The 22864-nt window shown below is 68.9% G+C and carries 18 protein-coding genes; 13 read left to right on the top strand and 5 right to left on the bottom strand.

Translation table 11 applies throughout. The features are described 5' to 3' along the window. The first annotated feature begins 33 nt into the window (after positions 1 to 33). The 9 genes from eccB (at position 34) to OHS71_RS12120 (ending at position 7872) form a co-directional block, all read left to right on the top strand. On the top strand, positions 34 to 1560 hold the full coding sequence (gene eccB / locus OHS71_RS12165; protein ID WP_328479405.1) for a type VII secretion protein EccB: 1527 nt from the start codon (positions 34 to 36) through the stop codon (positions 1558 to 1560). 71 nt (positions 1561 to 1631) lie between these two features. Then, positions 1632 to 2858 (top strand): type VII secretion-associated serine protease mycosin, encoded by a 1227-nt coding sequence (gene mycP, locus OHS71_RS12160; RefSeq protein ID WP_328484482.1) that lies wholly within the window; start codon positions 1632 to 1634, stop codon positions 2856 to 2858. 48 nt (positions 2859 to 2906) lie between these two features. Next, positions 2907 to 3155, top strand: coding sequence for a hypothetical protein (locus tag OHS71_RS12155; RefSeq protein WP_328479404.1), 249 nt, complete (start codon positions 2907 to 2909; stop codon positions 3153 to 3155). Positions 3156 to 3325: 170 nt separating this feature from the next. Continuing rightward, positions 3326 to 3451: a hypothetical protein gene (locus OHS71_RS12145; protein ID WP_328484818.1), complete on the top strand. Its 126-nt coding sequence runs from the start codon at positions 3326 to 3328 to the stop codon at positions 3449 to 3451. A gap of 163 nt (positions 3452 to 3614) precedes the next feature. Beyond that, a complete protein-coding gene (locus OHS71_RS12140; RefSeq protein ID WP_328479403.1) occupies positions 3615 to 4049 on the top strand; it encodes a hypothetical protein in 435 nt (144 codons plus the stop codon). Continuing rightward, entirely contained in the window at positions 4049 to 5743 is a 1695-nt protein-coding gene (locus tag OHS71_RS12135; protein WP_328479402.1) for a hypothetical protein, read from the top strand. The genes OHS71_RS12140 and OHS71_RS12135 overlap by 1 nt, the downstream gene beginning before the upstream one ends. A 28-nt stretch (positions 5744 to 5771) precedes the next feature. Further along, on the top strand, positions 5772 to 7043 hold the full coding sequence (locus OHS71_RS12130) for a S8 family serine peptidase (protein WP_328479401.1): 1272 nt from the start codon (positions 5772 to 5774) through the stop codon (positions 7041 to 7043). A 97-nt stretch (positions 7044 to 7140) separates the two neighbouring features. Continuing rightward, positions 7141 to 7479, top strand: a complete 339-nt coding sequence (locus OHS71_RS12125) for a WXG100 family type VII secretion target (protein ID WP_328479400.1) — start codon at positions 7141 to 7143, stop codon at positions 7477 to 7479. A 90-nt stretch (positions 7480 to 7569) separates the two neighbouring features. Then, a complete protein-coding gene (locus OHS71_RS12120; protein WP_328479399.1) occupies positions 7570 to 7872 on the top strand; it encodes a WXG100 family type VII secretion target in 303 nt (100 codons plus the stop codon). A gap of 339 nt (positions 7873 to 8211) precedes the next feature. On the opposite strand, the gene OHS71_RS12115 is transcribed toward OHS71_RS12120, so the two are convergent. From OHS71_RS12115 to eccCa, 4 genes are all read right to left on the bottom strand, one after another. Beyond that, positions 8212 to 8841 (bottom strand): hypothetical protein, encoded by a 630-nt coding sequence (locus OHS71_RS12115; RefSeq protein ID WP_328479398.1) that lies wholly within the window; start codon positions 8839 to 8841, stop codon positions 8212 to 8214. Positions 8842 to 8863: 22 nt separating this feature from the next. After that, positions 8864 to 11041 (bottom strand): hypothetical protein, encoded by a 2178-nt coding sequence (locus OHS71_RS12110; RefSeq protein ID WP_328479397.1) that lies wholly within the window; start codon positions 11039 to 11041, stop codon positions 8864 to 8866. 5 nt (positions 11042 to 11046) lie between these two features. Then, on the bottom strand, positions 11047 to 11493 hold the full coding sequence (locus OHS71_RS12105; RefSeq protein WP_328479396.1) for a hypothetical protein: 447 nt from the start codon (positions 11491 to 11493) through the stop codon (positions 11047 to 11049). Between the two features lie 164 nt (positions 11494 to 11657). Continuing rightward, positions 11658 to 15623 carry a type VII secretion protein EccCa gene (eccCa, locus tag OHS71_RS12100; RefSeq protein ID WP_328479395.1) on the bottom strand — a complete coding sequence of 1322 codons (3966 nt, stop codon included), beginning with the start codon at positions 15621 to 15623 and terminating at the stop codon, positions 11658 to 11660. 280 nt (positions 15624 to 15903) lie between these two features. On the opposite strand from eccCa, the gene eccD reads away from it, so the two are divergent. Further along, the gene (gene eccD, locus OHS71_RS12095; protein WP_328479394.1) at positions 15904 to 17406 is read left to right on the top strand and encodes a type VII secretion integral membrane protein EccD; all 1503 of its coding nucleotides are present in this window, start codon (positions 15904 to 15906) and stop codon (positions 17404 to 17406) included. Positions 17407 to 17939: 533 nt separating this feature from the next. Here the strand turns inward: eccD and OHS71_RS12090 are convergent. Next, entirely contained in the window at positions 17940 to 18236 is a 297-nt protein-coding gene (locus tag OHS71_RS12090) for a DUF397 domain-containing protein (protein ID WP_328479393.1), read from the bottom strand. Between the two features lie 337 nt (positions 18237 to 18573). Here OHS71_RS12090 and rpsO point away from each other — a divergent pair, with 337 nt between their 5' ends. The 3 genes from rpsO (at position 18574) to OHS71_RS12075 (ending at position 22848) form a co-directional block, all read left to right on the top strand. Further along, a complete protein-coding gene (gene rpsO, locus OHS71_RS12085) occupies positions 18574 to 18861 on the top strand; it encodes a 30S ribosomal protein S15 (RefSeq protein WP_020128575.1) in 288 nt (95 codons plus the stop codon). A gap of 391 nt (positions 18862 to 19252) precedes the next feature. Continuing rightward, on the top strand, positions 19253 to 21472 hold the full coding sequence (locus OHS71_RS12080) for a polyribonucleotide nucleotidyltransferase (RefSeq protein ID WP_328479392.1): 2220 nt from the start codon (positions 19253 to 19255) through the stop codon (positions 21470 to 21472). After that, positions 21469 to 22848, top strand: a complete 1380-nt coding sequence (locus OHS71_RS12075) for a M16 family metallopeptidase (RefSeq protein ID WP_328479391.1) — start codon at positions 21469 to 21471, stop codon at positions 22846 to 22848. Before OHS71_RS12080 ends, OHS71_RS12075 begins: the two co-directional genes overlap by 4 nt. Positions 22849 to 22864: the final 16 nt, after the last annotated feature.

Genomic DNA, 22864 nt, shown 5'->3' with positions numbered 1-22864 from the left:
GACCGGCCGGAAAACGGGGAGAGACGGGCACAGATGGCATCTCGGCGGGACCAGCTCAACGCCTACACCTTCGCGAAGCGGCGGATGCTCGCGGCCTTTCTCCAGTCCTCGCCCGACGGCTCGGAGGAAGGGGCGCCGCGCCCGTTGCGCGCGATCCTGCCCGGGATCGTCGTCGGGGTGATCGTGATGGCCGTCTTCGGGGCCTGGGGCATGTTCCGGCCCACCGCGCCCAAGGGCTGGGACGTGCCCAACGCCAAGGTGATCGTCGCGAGCAAGTCCACCACGCGCTACGTCGTGCTGCGGACCGGCGACGAGGTGCAACTGCACCCGGTCCTCAACATGGCCTCCGCCAAACTGCTCCTCGAGGAGGGACAGGGCGACGTGGTGACCGTCTCGGAGTCGGTGCTCGACAACGGCAAGATCCCGCACGGCGTCACCGTGGGCATCCCGTACGCCCCCGACCGGCTGCCCTCGGCGTCCGAGGCGGGCCAGGCGAAGCGCTGGGTGGTCTGCGAGCGGCCGGCCGCGGGCGGCGGGGGCTCCGTCCAGAAGGCGGCACTGGTCCTCGCCGCCCGGGAGAAGGAGGCCACCGAGGGCGCGGACCGTCTGCGCGGGGGCCAACTCCTGTACGTGGCGGACCCGGTCGGCAAGCGCTACGTCGTGGACGCGGACGGTACCGCCTACCCGGTGGGCAAGAGCGACGAGTTGCTGCTGCGCGCGGTGGTCGGTTCCGGCCGGGAGCCCCAACGGGTGTCCGCGGAGTGGCTGGCGACCCTCCACCAGGGCGACCCGATCGCCTTCCCCGACATCCCCGGGCAGCCGGGCGAGCCGGCCGGCGCACCGGGCCAGCTGGACACGTCGGCCGACCGGGTCGGCATGGTGCTCAAGGCGTTCGACAACAACACCGAGCAGTACTACGTGGTGTTGGAAGGCCGCGTCGCTCCCGTGTCCGCCTTCGTCGCCCAGCTCCTGCTGTTCAGCAAGGAACTGGCCCCCCTCGGCCAGGCCGGTCACGCCCGTGAGCTGAGCCCCGGTGCCCTCGTGCCGGGGCAGGCGTTCGGCACCGAGCACCGCTGGCCCACCGGCGACCCGGCGCCGGTCAACGACGCCTCGGGGGCCGCCGGGAGCCGCAGCACGATCTGCACCGTCCTGCGCGGTGTGAACGCGGGCTCGGGCGCGACGACCCTCAGCACCTGGGCCGGCACGGACTTCCCCGCCAAGCTGCCCACCGGCTCCTCCAGCGCCTATGTGACGCCGGGTTCCGGTCAGCTCTACCGCCAGTTCCAGGGCGAGGCGACCAAGGCGGGACCGGTCTTCCTCGTCACCGACACGGGCCTGCGCTACGTCCTGCAGTCCAACGGCGACAGCGCGACGGACGACGCGGGCATCGGCACCACCGCCGAACAGCGCGCGAAGCAGCAGCAGGAGGCCCAGCAGGCCCAGACGCTGCTGGGTTACAAGGACGTCGACCCGGCGCCCGTCCCGGCCGCCTGGTCGAAGTTCCTGCCCACCGGCCCCCGTCTGTCGACAGCGGCGGCCCGTCAGCCCCAGGGCTCGTGAGGAGGAGGACGACGGTGCTGCGGACGGCGACGACGCCTCGTACGGCCCCGGCGCTGCGTGCCGTGCTGCCGATGGTGACGGCCACCCTCCTCACGGCGGCCACGGCCACGGTGCTCGCGCCTCCCGCGTGGGCCGCGGACAAGCTGCCCTACTCGGACCAGTGCACGTTCCCCAACGGCGTGTACCCGGGCCGCCCCTGGGCCCTTCAGCGCGTCCTCCTGGACGAACTGTGGAGCCGCTCCAAGGGCGAAGGAGTCCGCGTGGCCGTCATCGACACGGGTGTGGACGTGAAGAACCCGCAGCTCATTGAGGCGGTCGACGCGAAGGCCGGCCGCAACCTGCTGCCGAAGAACCTCAAGGACGACGACGGCGACCCCATCGAGCGCGGCGCCGAGAACGGCACCACGGACACCGTCGGGCACGGCACCAAGGTCGCCGGCATCATCGCGGCCCGCCCCCTCGACGGCACCGGCTTCGTGGGCCTGGCCCCCGAGGCGACGATCATCCCGGTCCAGCAGAACGACGCCGAGGGCCACGGTGACACCAAGTCCCTCGCCGAGGCGATCCGTTACGCCGTCCGGGCCGGGGCCGGGGTCATCAACATCTCCCAGGACACGTCGAACGCGCTCCGGCCCTCCGACGACCTGGAACGGGCCGTCGACGAGGCCCTGGACCGGAAGATCGTGGTCGTGGCGTCCGCGGGCAACAACGGCGTCGGCGGCAACGTCAAGGAGACCTACCCGGCGTCCTACGAGGGCGTCCTCGCGGTCGCCGCCTCGGACCGCAACAACGAGCGCGCCTCCTTCTCCCAGTCCGGCGACTTCGTCGGCGTGGCGGCCCCCGGAGTCGACATCGTCTCCACGGTCCCCCAGGGCGGCCACTGCGCCGACAACGGTACGAGCTTCTCGGCGCCGTACGTCGCGGGCGTGGCCGCGCTGCTCAAGGCGAGGCACCCGGACTGGACGGCCCGCGAGATCGTCGCCCAGATCGAACAGACGGCGGAACGCACCATCGCGGGCCACGACCGGCTCGTCGGCTGGGGCGTCGTCGACCCGGTCCGCGCCCTGACGGAGGACGACCACCCCATCGAGTCCCCGGCCCCCCAGGACGGCCTGACCAGAGCCGAGGCCCCGAGCCCCGCCACCTTCCACACCGGCGAAACCCCCGACGAACGCAACACCCGCCTCGCCACCTACGTCGTCGTGGCAGCGGCGGCACTGGCCGCGGGCCTCAGCGGCACGGCGGTCGCGATCCGGGACGCGCGCCGACGGGGGCGGAGGGTCGCGGGGGCGGAGTAGGGGGTGGTCCGCTCGCCGAGCGTGGGAGTGAAGCGTGAGGAGACAGCGGTGGCCGAAATCGGCGAGCGTTCGTGGTCCGACGCGATCGACATGTACGAGCGTCGGGCTACCGTTGCCAAGGTGACGAGCAGGGAGCACGAGAACTGGGTGCTCGACCTGTCCACCCTGATGCGCGGTGACACCCGCGACGCCCGCGGTTGGCGCACGGTGGACAAGCCCTTTGCGGGACCCGCGGTGCCGCCCCACCCGGCAGCGAGACCACTCGGTGGGCAACCCGCAGGTCGTCACTGCCGATGAGAACCTTGTCGGTGAGCTGCGCGAACTGCTCGCCCTTGGCCTGGACGAGTCCGACTACGCCGTGGCCGTCGCTGACTTGGGCGTGGAGGTCGACCCGTCGGCCCCTTACGCGCCCAGCGGCTGGCTCGCGCTCGTCGCGGGTCGGCTAACTGCCGCGCGCTGTCCCCCTCATGCCGGCCTTCGCCGCCTACCTCGTCGGCTGGCTGATCGCCTGGCTCACGGTCCGCGAGTACCCGAGCGAGACCGGAGCGCGCCGCTGGATGCGGGAGACGCAGGAGAAACCCCCCCGAACGTGAGGAATGGTCCGCTTGTGTCTCAGCAGTGGCAGGGTTGTTGCACAAGGCAGTTGGGGCTGTCAGAGCAAGTCATTAGAGTGGATGCGTTGCGGTCATGAACAGATGAAAGGCGCGGGCGGTGCCGTCCAGGACGGGCGGCGGGACAACGGGGAGAGTGGCTGGCGTGATTCCTGCGGACATGGGCGGGGGCCCTGCCGACGTACGGCGCGGATACATGGCGCTCTCGACGTTCAAAAAACGGGTGGACGACCTGCTCACGGCCTTCGAGAAATCCGCGGGCGGCTCGGCGAAGGTCGGCGGGCACAGTCTGCCGGAGGGCACGTTCGGAGCGGGGCAGTTCCCGGAGGCAAAGACACTCCACCTCCAGTACGAGCGCGTCCACGAACGCATCACGGCCCTCTCCAGATCCCTCGGGCTCCAGTTGGAGGCCATGCAGATCGCCGTGCACGGCGTGGACGTCACCTTCGACAACCTCGAAGAAGAACTCCGGTTCCGGTTCCACGAGATCCGGACCGAGGTCAACCGGGACCGTGAAGAGGCGCTGAACAAGCAGACCGAGCGGACCAACGACGCCGACCACACCGACGCGGGGTACTGATGGCCGACCACAAGAACAAGTCGGACCACTACCAGACGGAACGCCAGGACGCGGCCCAGCAGAACAGCGGCGTGGACGACGCCGTGAACAAGGCAGTCGTGATCAGTCCCGGGTCCCTCAGCAGCCCGGGCGGCTTCGGCAAGACCAGCTTCGAGGGCTACGACCTCAACGCGATGATCGACATCGTCGAGTCGGCGAACCCGGAGACCCTGGAGAACGCGGCCACAGCCCTCGTCGACGCCCGGGACGCCATCAACGACGCCGCCAACGAGCTCAGCCGCAACCTGGGCGACGTCGACTGGGAGGGCGAGGCCCACACCGCCTTCTACACCTGGGGCATGAACCTCACCACCACCGCCCTCGCGCTCGCCGGCTACACCGACGAGGTGGGCACCCAGGTCCTGGCGGCAAGCGCCGGCCTCGCCTCCGTACGCAAGTCGATGCCCCCACGCGACAGCCGCATCGACCCCAAGAAGCCCGAGGACATCCCGACGCCCAAGCGGGTCGAGGGCAACGAGGAGTACACGGCAGCGGTCACGGCGGAGAAGAACCGCCAGGAAGCCATCAACCAGATGTACCGACTGGCGTCGTTCTACACGGTGTCGAGCGGGATGATGGAACTGGCGGAGGAGCCGACGTTTCCCAAGATGCCGGATGTGGGGGTGCCGGAGCCGGAAAACTTCACGCCGATCAAGGAAAAGCCGCGCCACGGATCGTTTTCGGCAGCAAGTGGAGCGGGAACCACACGTCATCACTCTGTGGACACCATGCTGGATCGACCGGGTGCGGAGACCTCGCAGTCATCCGCCAGGAGCGGGGGCCAGCCCGTCGGGATTCCCGAACAGCATGTGGGTACGGAGATCGACAGTATCGGCACATTGCCGTTGCAGGACTCAGCGAGGCCGACGACCGTCACGCCGCCCCAGACAGCAGGTCCCGGCGCAACCCCAGCGGGAACGGTTCCTTCCTTTGCTCCCACCGGCGTACCGCCCGTCTCGAAAGGGTCGGCTGGGCGTGCCCCGGGCTTCGGGGGAGTTCCGGGAAATAGGGCTCAAGCTGCGGCTCAGGGGCGCGTGGGCGGTATGCCGGGCGGTACCTCAGCAGGGCGTACGGGAACCGGCCCCGTGGGACAGGCAGGACGCACCGCCGCGGCAGGTAAATCGGGCGGTCGCACCACTGGCCCCATGGGACGCAGTGTAGTCGGCGGGATGCCGAAAACCGGTGGGCAGTCGGCAGGACGTCCTGGTGGTGTCTCACGCGGTCCCACAACCGGCATGGGCGCTACGAACCCGGGGCGCCCGGTAGCCGGTCGTACCGGCGATGGTGTTATCGGCGGGCGACCTGTCACCGGGAGCGCCGCCGGTGCCGGCGGTTCCAAGTTGCCGCGCGGCACGGTTGTCGGCGGTGAAGCCGCGTCCACCTCGCGTGCAGCGGGGGAGAGGCCCGGTCGGCGGGGGGTGGTCGGGGCACCCGGTTCGACGACGGGCACGGGGACAGGGCAAGTGGCTCGCGGACCTGTCGGTACCCCCGACGGCGTGGTCGGAACGCCGAAGGGGCGAGTAGCCGAGAGCAAGAGCAACGGCAACGCGTCGGCCGGCCGGGGAGCGGCGCGTGCTTCCAGGCGCAACCAGGGTTCCGGCAAGGCTCGTTCTCGCCGCGACGAGCGGCGCGATGATGCGTCGACGACCGACTGACCGGACAAGAGCGAGGACAGACAGAGGCATGGTTGCAAAGATCAGCCGACGTGGAGGGCAGGACGCCTTCTTCGCGGGACGAAAGGGGAGACGGGTTGCTGCCGTCTGTTCAGCGCTCGGCGCCTTGGCTGTCTTCTCGGCAGGTCTGGCTCCTGGTGCGTCGGCCACCGACGTCCAGTCCCAGCAGTGGTACCTGACGGCGATGAAAGCCGAAGAGATGTGGAAGGTGAGTACCGGCAAGGGCGTCAAGGTGGCCGTTGTCGATACGGGGGTCAATCCCGAGACGAATGCGCTAAAGGGGCAGGTGCTCGTCGGGGAAGTGCCTAGAGCTGTCGATTACAAAGCGACGGACGACTCTTCGGGTCACGGAACAAGTATGGCAGAATTGATCGCTGGTACTGGCTCCGGTGGAGGACTCAAGGGCCTAGCCCCGGGGGCGAAGATCGTTCCCTTTCGGGTCGCGATCCGCGGAGTGGACAACGCCACCGAGAAGCGGAAGATACCCGTACTGGCGGACGTGATTAAATCAATTGCCGACAGCGACATCCGAATCATCAGCATGTCCATCACCAGCGATATTGATGACCCTGAAGATCTCGAGGCGATCAAGTACGCCCAGTCCAAGGGGAAGTTGATGATTGCCGGTACGGGTAATGATGCACAAAAGAAGAACTTCATCGGATACCCCGCCGCCTACCCCTACGTAGTCGGTGTGGCAGCATCTGACGAATCCGGAAAAACTGGAAAGTTCTCCGAACACGGCAACTATGTCGACCTGGCATCCCCCGGTCTGAACGTCCCGACTTGGTGCGACAACACGTTCCGTTCCTACTGCACCAGCCAGGGCACCAGCCAAGCCACCGCCATCGCCTCCGCCTCCGCGGCTCTCATCTGGTCCGCCCACCCCAAGTGGACCGCGAACCAGGTCCTCGCCAGCCTGATCGACACCGCCGGACGCGACTGGGCGAGGAACGACCCGAGCACGTACCTCGGCTACGGACTGATCCGTCCCCGCAAGGTGCTGGAGAACAGCGCCTTCAACCCCGGCCCGGCCAACACCGACCCGCTCGCCAGGGAGAACGCGACGGGCGTCACGGACGAGGCAGGCAACAAACCCTCCGCATCGGCATCGGCGCCGCAGCCCTCGAAGGCCACCGGGGGCGGCAAGACCTCGGCGGTTGCATCAACCTCGGACACCTCCGACAACACCACGATGTGGATCGCGCTCGGAGCGGCAGCGGCGGCCCTGGCGCTGGGCGGCGGCGCCTTCGCGGTGATCCGGTCCCGGCGAAGCGCATGACGCCCCACGCCCGACGACCGCCCGCACACAACGGTTCTGGCGCCAGCCCGCGCACAGAAGCGAACCACAGCTCACGACAGCGAAAGGAAGGGCCGAAATGGTCGACCGCAAGCTAAACGACGGCGATGTACAGAAGCTCCAGAGGGAAGTCATCGACCGCTACGACAACATCCGTGGCTCCCTCGCGAAGCTGCAGGGAACGATCGACATGATCGAGCGGGCTTGGACGGGACAGGGCGCCAACGCCTTCAACGTCAAGCAGACCGAGATCAACGGCCATATGGTCGCGATCGGCAAGATGCTCGACGACTTCCTCGAGGGCATCCACATGACCAAGACCGACAAGCAGAACCTCGAAGACCAGATCACCGCCGACATGAACAAGATCTCGGTCGACGACCTGGGTGGGAAGACTTCGGCGCTCAACAGCTACTGACGAGCCACGGGCGAGCCGCTGGCAGGGCCGAACCAGACCGTTGCCGGACCACGACGTCCGGCTGACGTCTTCGAAGAAACGAGGGGAATCATGTCCGGAGCCCATTACGAGGAACTCGCCGTCACCTACGGCACGATGGACGCGCTCGCCACCGAGCTCGGCGACCAGGCCAGGAAGCTCGAGGAAGACCTCGAGGCGCTGCGCCAGGCCGTGCTCAACGTGTCCGCGGGATGGGGCGGCGAGGCGTTCCAGCAGTTCCAGAGCAAGAGCGAAGAGTGGAACAAGCACGCCCGTGGCATCCACGCGGCACTGGTCCAGATCTCGCACCAGGTCCACGGTGCCGGCGGTGACTACCGCGGCGGCGACCTGAAGGGCGCCAGCTACTTCATGTAGTTGCACGTACTCCGCAACACCAGGGTGGGCACGCACGGGAGGTGCCCACCCTGTGCTGTGCTGTGCCGGGTGGTCCCGACCCCCGATTGGTGCTGACAGCGGTTGTGTATGCCTTATTCAAGGGTCACCTGTTCGTACTGTCCCGCGACCATCAGCGCCTGATTGAGCAGGCTTGTCGAGCCCTCATGTCATCGGCCCGGTCCAGGCTCGTGTCCGCGGCGGCGTGCCGATACAAAGGTGATGTGGTACTCCTGCCGTGGCTGTCCTGCCGATAGGGATCGGGGTGCCGCGGGCCCCTCCTCGGAGGGCTGAATCGTTCGAGTACCGCCATGAGGGACGTCATCTCTCTTTGAATCGAGGGAGTTCGGTCGGGAACCTTTGGGCATCCACGCATTTACCCAAGGCGTAAGCACGCTGTGTAAGTTCATAGGCGAAGTCGGTCAGTGCTTGATGCAAGTCCAGTCCCGCAGCTCGACTGTCCCCAATTACTCGCACCTCAGATATCAGAGCGTAAGCCTGGGACGCATCCTCGGCCTTGCTTCCGCCGGGAACGCATGGAACGTAGACGCTGGCGAAATCTCCCCTGGAGAGGGCATGGATCCCACCCGAAGAAGCCTGCTTCGACGGCCCCTTTGCTTTTCCACCGTAGGACTTGTAGTAACTTTCCCAGGCGTCTTGGGATGAGTCCTGGATTTGCGCTTCTCCCGACAATATCGAATCACCGGCGGTGTAGATGTGACAGCTGAACATGAAGCTGGCCCCGACACCATTGATATCGGCGCCCTCCTCCGCTGATCGGGTTTGCGGAAGTATGCGGATAACCGTCTCTCTCTTGATGCTTTCGTTGCACACTTTGGCCGGAAGCTTTTCGAGCCCGTCCGTAAAGAAGTGTTGATAGGAGAACCAGCCTCCTATGGTCAGGGCAAATGTGGCGGCGCCGAGAGTCAGGAATTTTGTATTCTTGCGCATGGGGAATTTGTCAACCTCTTCCTCAGTTCGGTCGCTTCTTGTTGCTTCTCAAGATGTCGTCGCTTGACTCCCATCCCTCGTTGACGGCGTTTCCGATGAGGGTGTTGGTCCCGTCCGTCGGGAGGTTCACGTGATGTCGCTTCAAAGCGTCCTGCACCGACCACTGAGTCTGCTGGTTGACCGAATCCTGGGCTCTGCTGAGATCTTGCCCGTTTCGATATATCGCGTCATCCAATGCGCCATCCAATTCCTTGCCTTCGAGTAAGCGCCCAACAGCCATGCCGGCGACACCGGTGATAAAACCTCCACCCCCGGCGTACGCAGCCCCTGCCGGTCCGGATGGTGCAAGTACGGCAGTGCCGTACCCGATGCCGGCCGAAAGCACGCTATTGAAGAAGTTTCCCTGGTCTTCCAGACTGTCGTTGTACGCCTTCTCGGCTTCGACGGATTTATCGATATCCGCGTCGGCGATGGAACGGCCGACGATCCCTTCAATGATTCCTGCGTTTCTGCCGACACCATGAAGGACCTGGTCGCGGCTTCCGTCGAACAAAGAGGGGTCCGACAGATGCGCATCAAGGAGGCTGCCGGTGTAGATGCTTTCTCCGTAGATGATTCCAGCCCTTCCTGACGGATTCGATGAGGTCGCTGACAGGAATCGCGCCACGTCCGATCGCTGAAGTCCCTCAGGGCTGTCGCTGGGCGACAGGAAGATCGCCTCGGAGTTAGGCCCTCCGAATGCTCTGCTTATCTCTGGCATGTAGGAAGCCGCCATGTGCCCGAAACTCTCGCCCATTCCTCTTCCTACGAGATCCGAGCCGCCATCGGACTGCGCCACTGCCTCCATGATGTTCGCCATGATCTGGACCTGGGTCTCGCTATGGGGCGGAGCCGCGTCCATCGAGTCTCCCAGCCCGACCCCCGTCACTGCGGCTTCCAGCGCATGCCCAAGTGAGGGCCCCCGGTCTGTGTATGCAGTGGTGGCCAGCAGACGGTCGAGATCGTCCTTGGAATCGAAGGCGTGCACCGCCGCCTCGGGGTTGTGCGACAGACCCTCGAGGAGCCCTTCCAGCGGGTCCCGGCCGTTGCCGTCGCCGAAGACGAGATCGAGGGCGTCGTAGCCCTTCACCCACAGGGCGTCGGTGTTGTTCTCGCCTCCCACCTTGTCGGCCTTGAAGAGCGTCTTTCGATAATCGTCCAAGAACTCGGTGTCGTACTGCCCCTCGCGCATCAGGCTGCTGATGACCTGGGAGCCCAGCGCCCCGATCGGGCTGAACGAGTTCGTGGCACGGAAGTTGGTGTTCCGTTCGCCGACGAGATCCTTCTTCCAGTGCTGCATGGCGTCCGAGTCCGAGAAGGACGCCGTCGCGAGGGTCAGGCTCAGGTTGTTCTGGAGGCTTTTCATCGTCTCCAGCTCCGAACCCCTCGCGCCGGCGTGGGCCGAGGTCATCTCGGTCCAGAACTGGAGTGTCCCCTTGGCTCCGAGGCGCGTGGCGAACTGTTCCGCGAAGAGGGAGTCGCCGCTGTACGTCTCCATCGTGCGGTTGAAATCCTTGATGTCGTCGAGGCTCATGTCGGCTGGGTTCTTGGCCATCTTCGCCAGCTTCTCCGCCGCCGCGACGGCCTTGGCCGCCTCGTCCCGGTCGGAGTAGGAGGCGTCGGCGAAGCCGTACTTGGCCTGGTCGACGAGGAGCCGCAGGACCTTCGCGGCGCTGTTGTCGCTCTGCGTCGCCTTGGTGAGGATGCCCTGGATCTCGTCGCGGAGGTCGACGACCGCCTTCTGGTCTGTCGCACCGGTCTTGCCACTGGGATCGGACGCCCAGTCCGGCCGGGTGTTGCCGGTGACCGTGAACGTGCCCTCGCCGGTGTCGACCACCGTCAGGTTCTGCTGTGCGCCCCGCGTGATCGCGGCGTTCAACTGGGTCCGGTAGCTGATGAGTTCACCGTGGGTGTCGCTGAGGATCTTGGTGATGGAGTCGGCCTGGGTATGCGCGTCGGCGAACTCGGCGGCGGTCTTGGTGATGAACTCGCGGCTGACCGTGGCGTTGACTCCGGCCCACTTGGCGGTGTCCGCCTTGGCCTTGAGGTTGGTCTCCGCGTCCTTCTGCAGGTCCGCGAGCTTCTTCGTCATCTGCTCCCAGTCGGTGACCGCTTCACCGAGCTTGGAGAAATCCCCGTGGCGCAGGGCGTCAAGGTCCATCGGTGTCAGTGGCCCTTCCGGTCGTCGAAGCCCTCGTCCAGCGTGGCGATGCTGCTGACCGCCCCGGCGATGTACGAGTCGTCGGCGGCGTGCTGGTTCTTCGTGAACCGCAGGTGGTTGGAGATGTGGGCGCAGGCGTCCAGCAGGGTCTTGGTTTGCTCGCTCCAGCGTTCCGTCACATGGTCGAGCGCGGCGCCCAGCGCGAAACCCTCACCCTTGAGTCCGCCCGCAGCCGCCGCGGAGGCCACGCGCGCGTGCCCGCTGTAGGTCGTGAAGTCGTCGAACAGGTCATGGGCTGCCTTTCCGACCGCCTCAAGATCCTTATGGCCCACCACGAGGTCGCCCTGCGTGCCGTCCCCGCCCTGGTCGGCTGGGTATTGGTTGAGCTGCATCCGGGTGGAATGCTGCTCCGCCGCCGCACTCTTCAGCTGCTCCCACTCTTCCCACGCCATGCGTGGACCCCTTCCCCCGGTGTCCCCGTGAAGCCCGTCCGTGGGACGGGACAGTTTTGCCAAGCTACCAACAGGCCGTATCCGTGAGCGCAGTTCAAGAGGGCTCACGGGTCTCACCACAGTTTCCACAGTTCACTGCGACAGGTTCGAAGACGGACCGCCCCCTAGCCTTCCTCCGGCACCCACCCCACCTGCACCAACGGCTTCCCCCGTCGCCGGGACACGAAGACCCCCCGCCCCGCGGGCATCGGACGAGGCCGTACGCCCCCGAGGAGGTCGCCCTCTCCGGGGTCGCCTGCCAGCACGACGCCCTGGGCGCCCAGTTCCTTGATGCGCTGCATGAACGCCTCGTACGACGCCCGCCCCGCGCCCGCCGTCGACCGCGCGACGATGAACCGCACCCCGACGTCCCGGGCGAACGGCAACAGCTCCGTCAGGCCCGCCAGTGGATTGCCGCTCGACGTCGCCACGAGGTCGTAGTCGTCGACGACCACGAACACCGTCGGTCCGCGCCACCAGCTCCGGTCCCGGAGTTGCCGTGCCGTCACCTCGGCCGTCGGGGCCCGGCGCTTCATCAGGTCGGCCAGCGCGGCCATGTGGTGGTCCATGGAGTTGGACATCGGGATGTATTCGGCCAGGTGGGAATCAGGCGTCACGTCCAGCAGGGAGCGCCGGTTGTCCACCACGAACAGCTTGCACTCGTCGCCCGAGTAACGCTCCGTCAACTGCTTGATCAGCAGCCGCAGCAGGTTCGACTTGCCGGACTCGCTCTCGCCGAAGACGAGGAAGAACGGATCCTGTTCGAAGTCGACGTAGACCGGCTCGAGACGGTCCTCGTCGAGGGCGAAGGCCACCCCGCGTTGCGGGAAGCGGCCGCCCGGCGGCAGCGACCCGGCCGGGAACTCCCTCGGCAGCAGCCGTACTTCGGGTGCGGGCGCCGCCTGCCACTGCCGGGAGACCTCCGCGGTCAGCGCCTGCGTGGCGTCGGCGAGGTCCGTGTCGGAGGCGAGACCGTCGATCCGGGGCACCGCCGTCATGAAGTGCAGTTTCTGCGGCGACTGGCCACGTCCCGGAACGCCCGCCGGGACGTTCGCGGCGACCTTGCGGTCGATCTCGGAGTCCATCGTGTCGCCGAGCCGCAGTTCCAGGCGGTTCATCAGGTGGTCCTTGAGAGCGGCCCTGACCTCCATCGAACGCGAGGCCGTCAGGACCAGGTGGACGCCGTAGCCGAGGCCGCGCGCCGCGATCTCGTGGACGATCTGGTCCAGGGCCTCGTAGTCCGCGCGGAAGTTGCCCCACCCGTCGATGACCAGGAACACATCGCCCCAGGGCTGGTCCGTGACCGAGATGTCCCCCCGGGCGCGCCTGGCCCGGAACTCCGCGATCGACGGGATCCCGGCCGAGCGGAAGTACTCCTCGCGGCGGGTCAGCACGCCGTACACCTCGGCCACCGTGCGCCGCACCCGCTCCGGGTCGAGCCGGGAGGCGACTCCGCCCACATGCGGCAGCCCGGCCACCGACGCCATCCCGCCGCCACCGAAGTCGAGGCCGTAGAACTGGACCTCGGCCGGCGTGTGGGTGAGGGCGAAGGAGCAGATCAGCGAGCGCAGCAGGGTCGACTTGCCGGACTGCGGGCCGCCGACGATCTGCATATGGCCGGCGGCGCCGGAGAAGTCCGCCCACAGCGAGTCACGGCGCTGCTCGAAGGGCTTGTCCACCAGACCCACGGGCACGACCAGCCGGCCCGCACCCTCGTAACCGGGCTGGGTGAGGCCGCGGCCCGGCACCGCCGTGAGCCCCGGCAGCAGCGCGTCCAGCGATGGCGGACTGTCCAGCGGCGGCAGCCACACCTGGTGCGCCGCCGGACCCTGCGCCTCCAGCCGGCGCACGATCACGTCGAGCACGGTGTCCGCCAGCGCGTCGTCCACCTCCGCGTCACCGGAGGCGCGGGGCGCCGGCACCGCCGCGTAGCGCACCGGCACCTCCGCCGAGGTGAACAACACCGGCCGCCGGTCCACCGGCAGTGGGCCGCCGCCCGGCGCGGTCCGCTGACCGCCCGAGCGGTAGACGCCGGACACGTACGCCGCCTTGAACCGCACCATCTCGTCCGTGCCGAACTTCAGGAAGCCGGAACCCGGCACGTTCGGCAGGGAGTAGGCGTCGGGCACGCCCAGCGCCGCCCGGGACTCCGCCGCCGAGAAGGTGCGCAGGCCGACGCGGTACGACAGATAGGTCTCCAGACCCCGCAGCCGGCCCTCTTCCAGGCGCTGCGAGGCCAGCAGCAGATGGACGCCGAGCGAGCGGCCGATCCGGCCGATCTGGACGAACATCTCGATGAAGTCGGGCTTCGCCGTGAGCAGTTCGCTGAACTCGTCGATCACCAGCACCAGGGAAGGGATCGGCTGAAGGGCGGCTCCCGCGGCCCGCGCCTTCTCGTAGTCGTGGATGTTGGCGTAGTTGCCCGCGTCCCGCAGCAGCTCCTGACGGCGGTTGAGCTCGCCCCGGATGGAGTCGCCCATCCGGTCCACCAGCGTCAGATCGTCCGCCAGGTTGGTGATCACGGCCGCAACGTGCGGCATCTGCGCCATGCCGGCGAAGGTCGCACCGCCCTTGAAGTCGGCGAGGACGAAGTTCAGGGTCTCCGAGGAATGGGTGACCGCCAGGCCCAGCACCAGGGTGCGCAGGAGCTCGGACTTGCCGGAACCCGTCGCGCCCACGCACAGACCGTGCGGACCCATGCCCTCCTGCGCCGCCTCCTTCAGGTCCAGCATCACCGGACGGCCGTCCTCGCCCACCCCGATCGGCACCCGCAGCCGCTCCGCCAGCGAACGCGGCCGCCAGGTGCGCCGCGTGTCCACGGACGCCGCGTCCCCGAGGTTCAGCAGATCGGTGAACTCCAGGTTGGCCAGCAGCGGTTCGTCGTCGTCCCCGCCGGAGGCCATCCGCAGCGGGGCGAGCTGCCGGGCGAGCGCCTCCGCGGACTCGGGGGAGAGCGCGTCGGGCGTCCCCTCGTAGACGGCGCCGTTCCCCGACTCCAGCCGCAGCGCGCCCGGCTGTACGACGATGTCCAGCTCACCGCCCGCTCCCGAGAGTTCACCGGGGACGATCTCGAGGACCGTCACGCCCTGGAGGCCCTCCGCGTTGGCCAGCACCGAGTCGGGGGGAAGGGAGACGCCGTCGAGGACGACGACGATGTGCGGCTCGTCGGGCAGCGGCGTCGCATGCGGATGGAACCGCGGGCGACCGGTCAGCCGAGCCCCGAGCAGGTTCTCCAGCTCGCGGGTGTCGGCGCCGATCAGCCGTCGGCTGCCCGCCCCGTCCACGGCCCCCGCGGCCTGGACGTGCGGCAGCCACTTCGCCCACTCCCAGTGCGGGAGTTCCTCCCGGCCCGCCGCGACGACGAGGACCAGGTCCTCGGAGGAGTGCAGCGCGGCCAGCGAACCGGCCAGGGCACGGACACAGGAGCGGACCGCCCCCGGCTCGCCGCTGACCGTGACGTGGGAGAAGGCGCGCAGGGACACCGCCATCGGCAGGTCGTCCAGGCTGTCGTGGACGGCGAGGAAGCGCTGCATCGCGCCCGCGGTCAGCGGCTCCAGCTGTTCCACCGGGCCGGTCTCCGGAGCGACCAGCGGGGTGGCGAGAGTCTGCGGGCCGAGGCCGACGCGGACCTGCGCGAAGTCCTCGTCACCCGGCCGCCGTTCCCACACCCGGCTGCCCTCGGCGACCAGCGCCCACAACTGCTCGGGGGCGGGGTGCAGGTAGTACTGCGCGTCACGCTGCGCCCGGGCGGTGTCGAGGGCGGTGCGCCGGATCTGCGCCAGATAGCTCAGGTAGTCGCGGCGCAGGTCCGCCAACTGCCCCTGGGACCCTCGCCGGAACCGCACCACCATCGCGATCGACATGGCCACCGTGGAGGCGATCATGACCATGCCCATGATGCGCATGAACGGCTGCCCGCTCGTGAAGAAGAAGACCACCGAACCGCCCATGCCGAGCGTCGGCAGCAGTTGCATCAGCACGCTCTCCTGATGCCCCCGCGGCAGTTCCGGCGGAGGCTGCACGACGACCTCGCCCGTGGGCACCTCGGACGGCAGCGCCCGTGGCTGGCGCTTCACGACGATGTGGCTCACTGCTCACCCATCCCCTTGCGAGGCCCCCGAAACCCCTTGCGAGGGCGCGGAATCCTCTGGCGAGGCCCCGAGAAAATATCGTCCGCCGCCCCGTGCCGGACGGACGCAGGCCGCCGCGTGATCCTACTGACTGCCGGTACGACCGGGGGGCGGTAGGGTGCCGGATGTTCGCGTGAGCACAGCCGCGGGCCGCGCGGCCCACCAGCCGTCGCGGAACCTTCACACCGCCCACCGCCGCCGAACACGCCGACGCGCAACCATCACTGAGGGGGAGCAGCAGGTGAGTATCGCGGCAGCCACCGGAGAAGGGCGCGGCGCGGGAGCCGCCCCCGCGGCGGGGACGGGGCTCGGCTTCTGCCGGGTCACCATCGTCGCCCCCGACAGCCGGATCGACGTGGCGCTGCCCGACGACGTGCCGGTCGCCGACATCCACCCGGAGATCCTCAGGCTCTCCCGGCAGAGCCCGGCCGAGGGCGCCCCGGTCGGCTACCACCTCGTCCGCCGGGACGGCACCGTCCTCGACAGTTCCCGTTCGTTCGCCGCCCAGCACATCCTCGACGGCGAACTCCTCACCCTGCGCCCCTTCTCCGAGTCACTGCCGCCCGCCGTCTTCGACGACGTGTCGGAGGCGGTCGCCTCGGCCGTGACACGCGAGCACACCCTGTGGAGCGGCGAGCTGACCCGTGCCGCGGGACTCGTCGGCGGAGGCGTCCTGCCCGCCCTGCTCGCCTTCGTCGCCTGGACCGGCGACCCGCGCCACGACATGCACGGCCTCCCCGGAGTCCTCGCGGCCGTCGTCGGTGTCCTGCTGGCCGCCCTCGCCTGTGTCCGGGCCCGCGTCTACGACGACCGGGGCTCCGCCGTCGCCCTCGGACTCGGCGCGCTGCCCAACGTCGGCGTGGCGGGCTCGGGACTGCTGCCGCTCGCGGACGGCCAGGGCATCGGCAGACTCCAGTTCCTGCTGGCCTGCGCCGCGGTGCTCCTCGCGGCGGTGCTCCTGACCCTGTGCTCGCCGCGCGGGGACGGTCCGTTCGTCGCCTTCGTGGTCGCCGCCGGGACCGGACTGGCTGCGGTGTTCGCGGCGATCCTCGCGCACTGGACGCCGGCCGAGACCGCCGCCCTGTGCGCCCCTGTCGGCGTGGGCGCGCTGGCCTTCCTGCCCGGACTCTCCATGCGCTTCGCCCGTCTGCCGATCGGCTTCGACGCGCCGGCCTCCGCTCCCCGCGGCCCGTACGGAGCCGATCCCGCCCCGCGTGAACCGGTCGACGCCGAGCGGATCACCGCACAGGCCCGCCGCGGACACGAGCTCCTGGTGGGACTGGTCGGCGGCAGTGCGGTGATCACGGTCGGCGCCTGCGCGGTCCTGGGGTTCTCCGACGACGTCTGGGCCCGGCTCCTCGCCCTGGCCACGGGAATCGCGCTGCTGATGCGCGCCCACCTCTTCCGCTACACCGCCCAGGTCGCACCGGTGCTGGCGGCGGGGCTCGGCTCCCTCGTCCTGCTCGGACTCGGTCTGGCGCTGCACCCCCCGCACTCGGCGGTCCGCGACGCGCTGACGGGCGACCGCACCGACCTGGACATCCGGACCGTCTGGCTGGTCGCGGCGATCGCGGCGGCGTCCGCGGTCGTCACCGCCATCGGCCTGATCGGCTCGCGCGGCGGCCTCACCCCGTTCTGGGGCCGTTTCACGGAGATCGCCGAGGGCTTCGTGCTGCTGACGCTCGTACCGCTGGCCCTGGCCGTCTTCGACGTGTACGCGGCCGCCCGGTCGATGACGGGCTGACCGGGACAGGTCTCCTCGACACCGGGTCCGCGACCGGTCCCGTCTCAGGAGTGGTTGGACTCATCCGTCCTGCGGCGGTCGACCCCCGGCATGCGCGGCGGACCCGGAAGCGGCCGCGGCAGCAGTAGCCCGGCCGCCGCCACCGCAGCCGCCGGAACCGCAGCGAGGTCGGCGGCGCCGGCCTGTACCGCGGCGAACCGGACCAGTACCGGAGGTCAGCCCGCCCGCGCGGCCGCCCCTTGCCGACGGCCGACCTGAACCGACGGCCGACGGGCTCGGGCGGCGGACCCGTACCGGCAGCGGACCCGCTCGGGCGGCGGGCCCGTACCGGCGGCCGACCCGCTCGGGCGGCGGACCCCGTACCGGCAGCCGCCCCGTACCAGCGGTGGACCCCGTACCGGCAGCCGCCCCGTACCAGCGGCGGACTCGTACCGGCAGCCGCCCCGTACCAGCGGCGGACTCGTACCGGCGGCCGACTCGTACCGGCGGCCGACCCGCTCGGGCGGTGGACCCCGCTCCGGCGGCCGCCTCGCCTACTGCGCGGCGGAGCCCCCGTCGGCCGGCGCCGGCTCGAGGTCGAACTCGCCGTCCCGGGCGCCGAGCACGAAGGCCCGCCACTCCGCCTCCGTGTAGCGCAGTACCGTCGCCGGGTCGAGCGAGGACCTCATCGCGACCGCCCCCTCCGGCAGGTAGGCGATCTCGACCCGCTCCTCGTGCTCCTCGGTGCCCGGCGCGCACTGCCACTCGACGCCGGAGATGTCGAGCGCGTACAGCTCGTCCCGCTCCCGTTCCTTGCGCGCCTTGAGTTCCGTGTCCTCGGCATCGGCCATGTCGGCTCCGACCCCTTCCTCTGTGCCAACGAGCGGTCCCGCAACCCTACTTGTCGTCGTTCTCCCAGCTCAGAGGTTCCTTGTTCACCCTCGCGCCCGGCGCTGTCCCCGTACACTGCCCCCGCACGGCAGAGCCCGGCCCGGACAAGCCCGGCGCGCCGGGCTGCTACCCTGGCTTTCGGCCGTTTGTGTACGCACCCCCGGAAACACTCTCAGGCAGTCCCTGAAGGTCCCGGAGGCCGCGCCCAGCGGATCCCCGCCACACGAGTAACCGAAGCTCCCCCGAGACCAAGACCGGGGGCACTCGGTGGCCGTTCGAAGACTACGAGGAGTACGCGTGCCGCTCGATGCCGCTACGAAGAAGCAGCTCATCACGGAGTTCGGCCAGAAGGAGGGCGACACCGGCTCCCCCGAGGTCCAGGTCGCCATGCTCTCGCGCCGGATCTCGGACCTGACCGAGCACCTCAAGACGCACAAGCACGACCACCACTCCCGTCGTGGTCTGCTGATCCTGGTCGGTCAGCGTCGCCGCCTGCTGCAGTACCTCGCCAAGAAGGACATCCAGCGCTTCCGTGCGCTGGTCGACCGCCTCGGCATCCGCCGCGGTGCGGCGGGCGCCAAGTAGGACGCCGTGAGGGGGAGCGGTTCCCGGACCATCGGGACCGCTCCTTTTGCTGTACCCACCGGTGCGCGCCGGTGACAGGGCCCGTCGTACGCCCTGGCGCAGCGCCCAGACGTGCGGAGTGTCACCAACCCTTTGTAGTGTGGTAGCACAACGCAATACGTACGACACGGCGCGACGACGTGTACTCACTGCGGGTAGACGTCCCACGCCCCCCGAACGAGGAGAAGCGCTCCTTGCCGCCGCCGGTCCTCGGTAGTGGCCCCCGGGAAAGAGACCCCCGGGTGCTTCGATCGAAGACCGGCCCGCACCTGACGGAGCGCTTCTCCGCAACCGTCCCCCTGCCACACGGGCAGCGAGGGACAAAAGACGACAAGTAACGGAGAAAATGCTAGTGGAGAACGAGACCCACTACGCCGAGGCCGTCATCGACAACGGCTCCTTCGGCACCCGCACCATCCGCTTCGAGACGGGCCGCCTGGCCAAGCAGGCCGCCGGCTCCGCCGTGGCCTACCTGGACGACGACACCATGGTGCTGTCGGCCACCACCGCCTCCAAGAACCCCAAGGACCAGCTCGACTTCTTCCCCCTCACGGTGGACGTCGAGGAGCGGATGTACGCCGCCGGCAAGATCCCCGGCAGCTTCTTCCGCCGTGAGGGCCGTCCCTCCGAGGACGCCATCCTCACCTGCCGCCTGATCGACCGCCCGCTGCGCCCGTCCTTCAAGAAGGGCCTGCGCAACGAGATCCAGGTCGTCGCCACGATCATGGCCCTCAACCCCGACCACCTGTACGACGTCGTGGCGATCAACGCCGCGTCCGCGTCCACGCAGCTGGCCGGCCTGCCCTTCTCCGGCCCGATCGGCGGCGTCCGCGTCGCGCTGATCAACGGCCAGTGGGTCGCGTTCCCGACGCACACCGAGCTCGAGGACGCCGTCTTCGACATGGTGGTCGCCGGCCGCGTCCTGGAGGACGGCGACGTCGCGATCATGATGGTCGAGGCCGAGGCCACCGAGAAGACCATCCAGCTCGTCGCGGGCGGCGCCGAGGCGCCGACCGAGGAGGTCGTCGCCTCCGGTCTGGACGCCGCGAAGCCCTTCATCAAGGTGCTCTGCAAGGCCCAGGCCGACCTCGCCGCCAAGGCCGCGAAGCCGACCGGCGAGTTCCCGGTCTTCCTGGACTACCAGGACGACATCTTCGAGGCGCTCTCCGCCGCCGTCCGCCCGGAGCTCGCCTCCGCGCTGACCATCGCGGGCAAGCAGGACCGCGAGGCCGAGCTGGACCGCGTCAAGGCGCTCGCCGCCGAGAAGCTCCTGCCGGAGTTCGAGGGCCGCGAGAAGGAGATCTCCGCCGCGTACCGCTCGCTCACCAAGCAGCTGGTCCGCGAGCGCGTGATCAAGGAGAAGAAGCGCATCGACGGCCGCGGCGTCACGGACATCCGTACGCTCGCCGCCGAGGTCGAGGCCATCCCGCGCGTGCACGGTTCGGCGCTGTTCGAGCGTGGCGAGACCCAGATCCTGGGCGTCACCACCCTCAACATGCTCCGGATGGAGCAGCAGCTGGACACCCTCTCCCCGGTGACCCGCAAGCGCTACATGCACAACTACAACTTCCCGCCGTACTCCGTCGGCGAGACCGGCCGCGTGGGTTCCCCCAAGCGCCGCGAGATCGGCCACGGCGCCCTCGCCGAGCGCGCCATCGTGCCGGTCCTGCCGACGCGTGAGGAGTTCCCCTACGCGATCCGTCAGGTGTCCGAGGCCCTCGGCTCCAACGGCTCGACGTCCATGGGCTCGGTCTGCGCCTCCACCATGTCGCTGCTGAACGCCGGTGTGCCCCTCAAGGCCCCCGTCGCCGGTATCGCCATGGGCCTGATCTCCCAGGAGATCAACGGCGAGACGCACTACGTCGCCCTCACCGACATCCTCGGTGCGGAGGACGCCTTCGGCGACATGGACTTCAAGGTCGCCGGCACCAAGGAGTTCGTCACCGCCCTCCAGCTCGACACCAAGCTGGACGGCATCCCCGCCTCCGTCCTGGCCGCGGCCCTCAAGCAGGCCCGCGACGCCCGCCTCCACATCCTCGACGTGATGATGGAAGCGATCGACACGCCGGACGAGATGTCCCCCAACGCCCCGCGGATCATCACCGTCAAGATCCCCGTGGACAAGATCGGCGAGGTCATCGGCCCCAAGGGCAAGATGATCAACCAGATCCAGGAGGACACCGGCGCCGAGATCACGATCGAGGACGACGGCACCATCTACATCGGTGCCCAGGTCGGCTCGCAGGCCGAGGCCGCCCGCGCCACGATCAACGGCATCGCCAACCCGACCATGCCGGAGGTCGGCGAGCGCTACCTGGGTACGGTCGTCAAGACCACCACCTTCGGTGCGTTCGTGTCGCTGCTCCCGGGCAAGGACGGTCTGCTGCACATCTCGCAGATCCGCAAGCTCGCCGGTGGCAAGCGCGTGGAGAACGTCGAGGACGTGCTCGGTGTGGGCTCCAAGGTCCAGGTCGAGATCGCCGAGATCGACTCCCGCGGCAAGCTCTCCCTGATCCCCGTGATCGAGGGCGAGGAAGCTGATGAGGACACGAAGGACGACTCCGACAAGTGACGTCGAGTAGCTCCCAGGCGACGGCCCGCACCTCTTCGGAGGCGCGGGCCGTCGCCCGTACCCAAACCCTGATCAAGGGCACGGCCGGCATCGGTGTCGTCCGCAAGACCACCCTCCCGGGCGGCCTGCGCATCGTCACCGAGACCCTCCCCTCGGTCCGTTCCGCCACCTTCGGCATCTGGGCCCACGTCGGCTCCCGCGACGAGACGCCGTCCCTCAACGGCGCCACGCACTACCTGGAGCACCTCCTCTTCAAGGGGACGAGCAGCAGGTCGGCGCTGGACATCTCCTCCGCCATAGACGCGGTCGGCGGCGAGATGAACGCGTTCACGGCGAAGGAGTACACGTGCTACTACGCGCGCGTGCTCGACACCGACCTGCCGCTCGCCATCGACGTCGTCTGCGACATGCTGACGGGCTCTCTCATCCGTGAGGAGGACGTCAACGTCGAGCGGGGCGCGATCCTCGAAGAGATCGCGATGACCGAGGACGACCCCGGCGACTGCGTGCACGACCTGTTCGCGCAGACCATGTTCGGCGACAACCCCCTCGGCCGCCCGGTCCTCGGCACCGTCGACACGGTCAACGCCCTCACCGCCGACCGCATCCGCCGCTTCTACAAGAAGCACTACGACCCGACCCACCTCGTGGTCGCGGCCGCGGGCAACATCGACCACAACAAGGTCGTGCGACAGGTCCGCGCGGCCTTCGAGAAGGCCGGCGCCCTCAAGAACACGGACGCCACGCCCATCGCCCCGCGCGACGGCCGGCGCACGCTCCGCGCCTCCGGCCGCGTCGAACTCATCGGCCGCAAGACGGAACAGGCACATGTCGTCCTCGGCATGCCGGGTCTCGCCCGCACGGACGACCGACGCTGGGCGCTCGGCGTGCTCAACACGGCCCTCGGCGGCGGTATGTCCTCCCGCCTCTTCCAGGAGGTCCGCGAGAAGCGCGGCCTGGCCTACAGCGTGTACTCGTACACCTCCGGCTTCGCCGACTGCGGCCTCTTCGGCGTGTACGCGGGCTGCCGCCCCAGCCAGGTGCACGACGTGCTGAAGATCTGCCGCGACGAACTCGACCAGGTCGCCGCGAACGGCCTGTCCGACGAGGAGATCGGCCGCGCCATCGGCCAGCTGAAGGGCTCCACCGTCCTCGGCCTCGAGGACACCGGCGCGCTCATGAACCGCATCGGGAAGAGCGAGCTCTGCTGGGGCGAGCAGATGTCCGTCGACGAGATGCTGACCCGGATCGCGGCGGTGACCCCGGACGAGGTCCGCTCGGTGGCCCGCGAGATCCTGGGACGGCGCCCGTCGCTGTCGGTCATCGGCCCGCTCAAGGACAAACAGGCATCCCGGCTGCACGACGCGGTCGCCTGACCCTCTTCGCCAGGCC

The organism is Streptomyces sp. NBC_00377, assembly GCF_036075115.1.
In the GTDB taxonomy this organism is placed as follows: domain Bacteria; phylum Actinomycetota; class Actinomycetes; order Streptomycetales; family Streptomycetaceae; genus Streptomyces.
Note: the sequence above shows the minus strand (reverse complement) of the source record. Positions and strands in the feature narration are given on the sequence as shown.

Coding starts and splice junctions, on each gene's coding strand:
- OHS71_RS12130 (WP_328479401.1), top strand. CDS start 5,772: ATGGTTGCAAAGATCAGCCGACGTGGAGGGCAGGACGCCTTCTTCGCG.
- OHS71_RS12110 (WP_328479397.1), bottom strand. CDS start 11,041: ATGGACCTTGACGCCCTGCGCCACGGGGATTTCTCCAAGCTCGGTGAA.
- mycP (WP_328484482.1), top strand. CDS start 1,632: ATGGTGACGGCCACCCTCCTCACGGCGGCCACGGCCACGGTGCTCGCG.
- OHS71_RS12115 (WP_328479398.1), bottom strand. CDS start 8,841: ATGCGCAAGAATACAAAATTCCTGACTCTCGGCGCCGCCACATTTGCC.
- OHS71_RS12125 (WP_328479400.1), top strand. CDS start 7,141: ATGGTCGACCGCAAGCTAAACGACGGCGATGTACAGAAGCTCCAGAGG.
- OHS71_RS12090 (WP_328479393.1), bottom strand. CDS start 18,236: ATGGCCGATGCCGAGGACACGGAACTCAAGGCGCGCAAGGAACGGGAG.
- OHS71_RS12135 (WP_328479402.1), top strand. CDS start 4,049: ATGGCCGACCACAAGAACAAGTCGGACCACTACCAGACGGAACGCCAG.
- eccB (WP_328479405.1), top strand. CDS start 34: ATGGCATCTCGGCGGGACCAGCTCAACGCCTACACCTTCGCGAAGCGG.
- OHS71_RS12105 (WP_328479396.1), bottom strand. CDS start 11,493: ATGGCGTGGGAAGAGTGGGAGCAGCTGAAGAGTGCGGCGGCGGAGCAG.
- OHS71_RS12145 (WP_328484818.1), top strand. CDS start 3,326: ATGCCGGCCTTCGCCGCCTACCTCGTCGGCTGGCTGATCGCCTGGCTC.
- OHS71_RS12120 (WP_328479399.1), top strand. CDS start 7,570: ATGTCCGGAGCCCATTACGAGGAACTCGCCGTCACCTACGGCACGATG.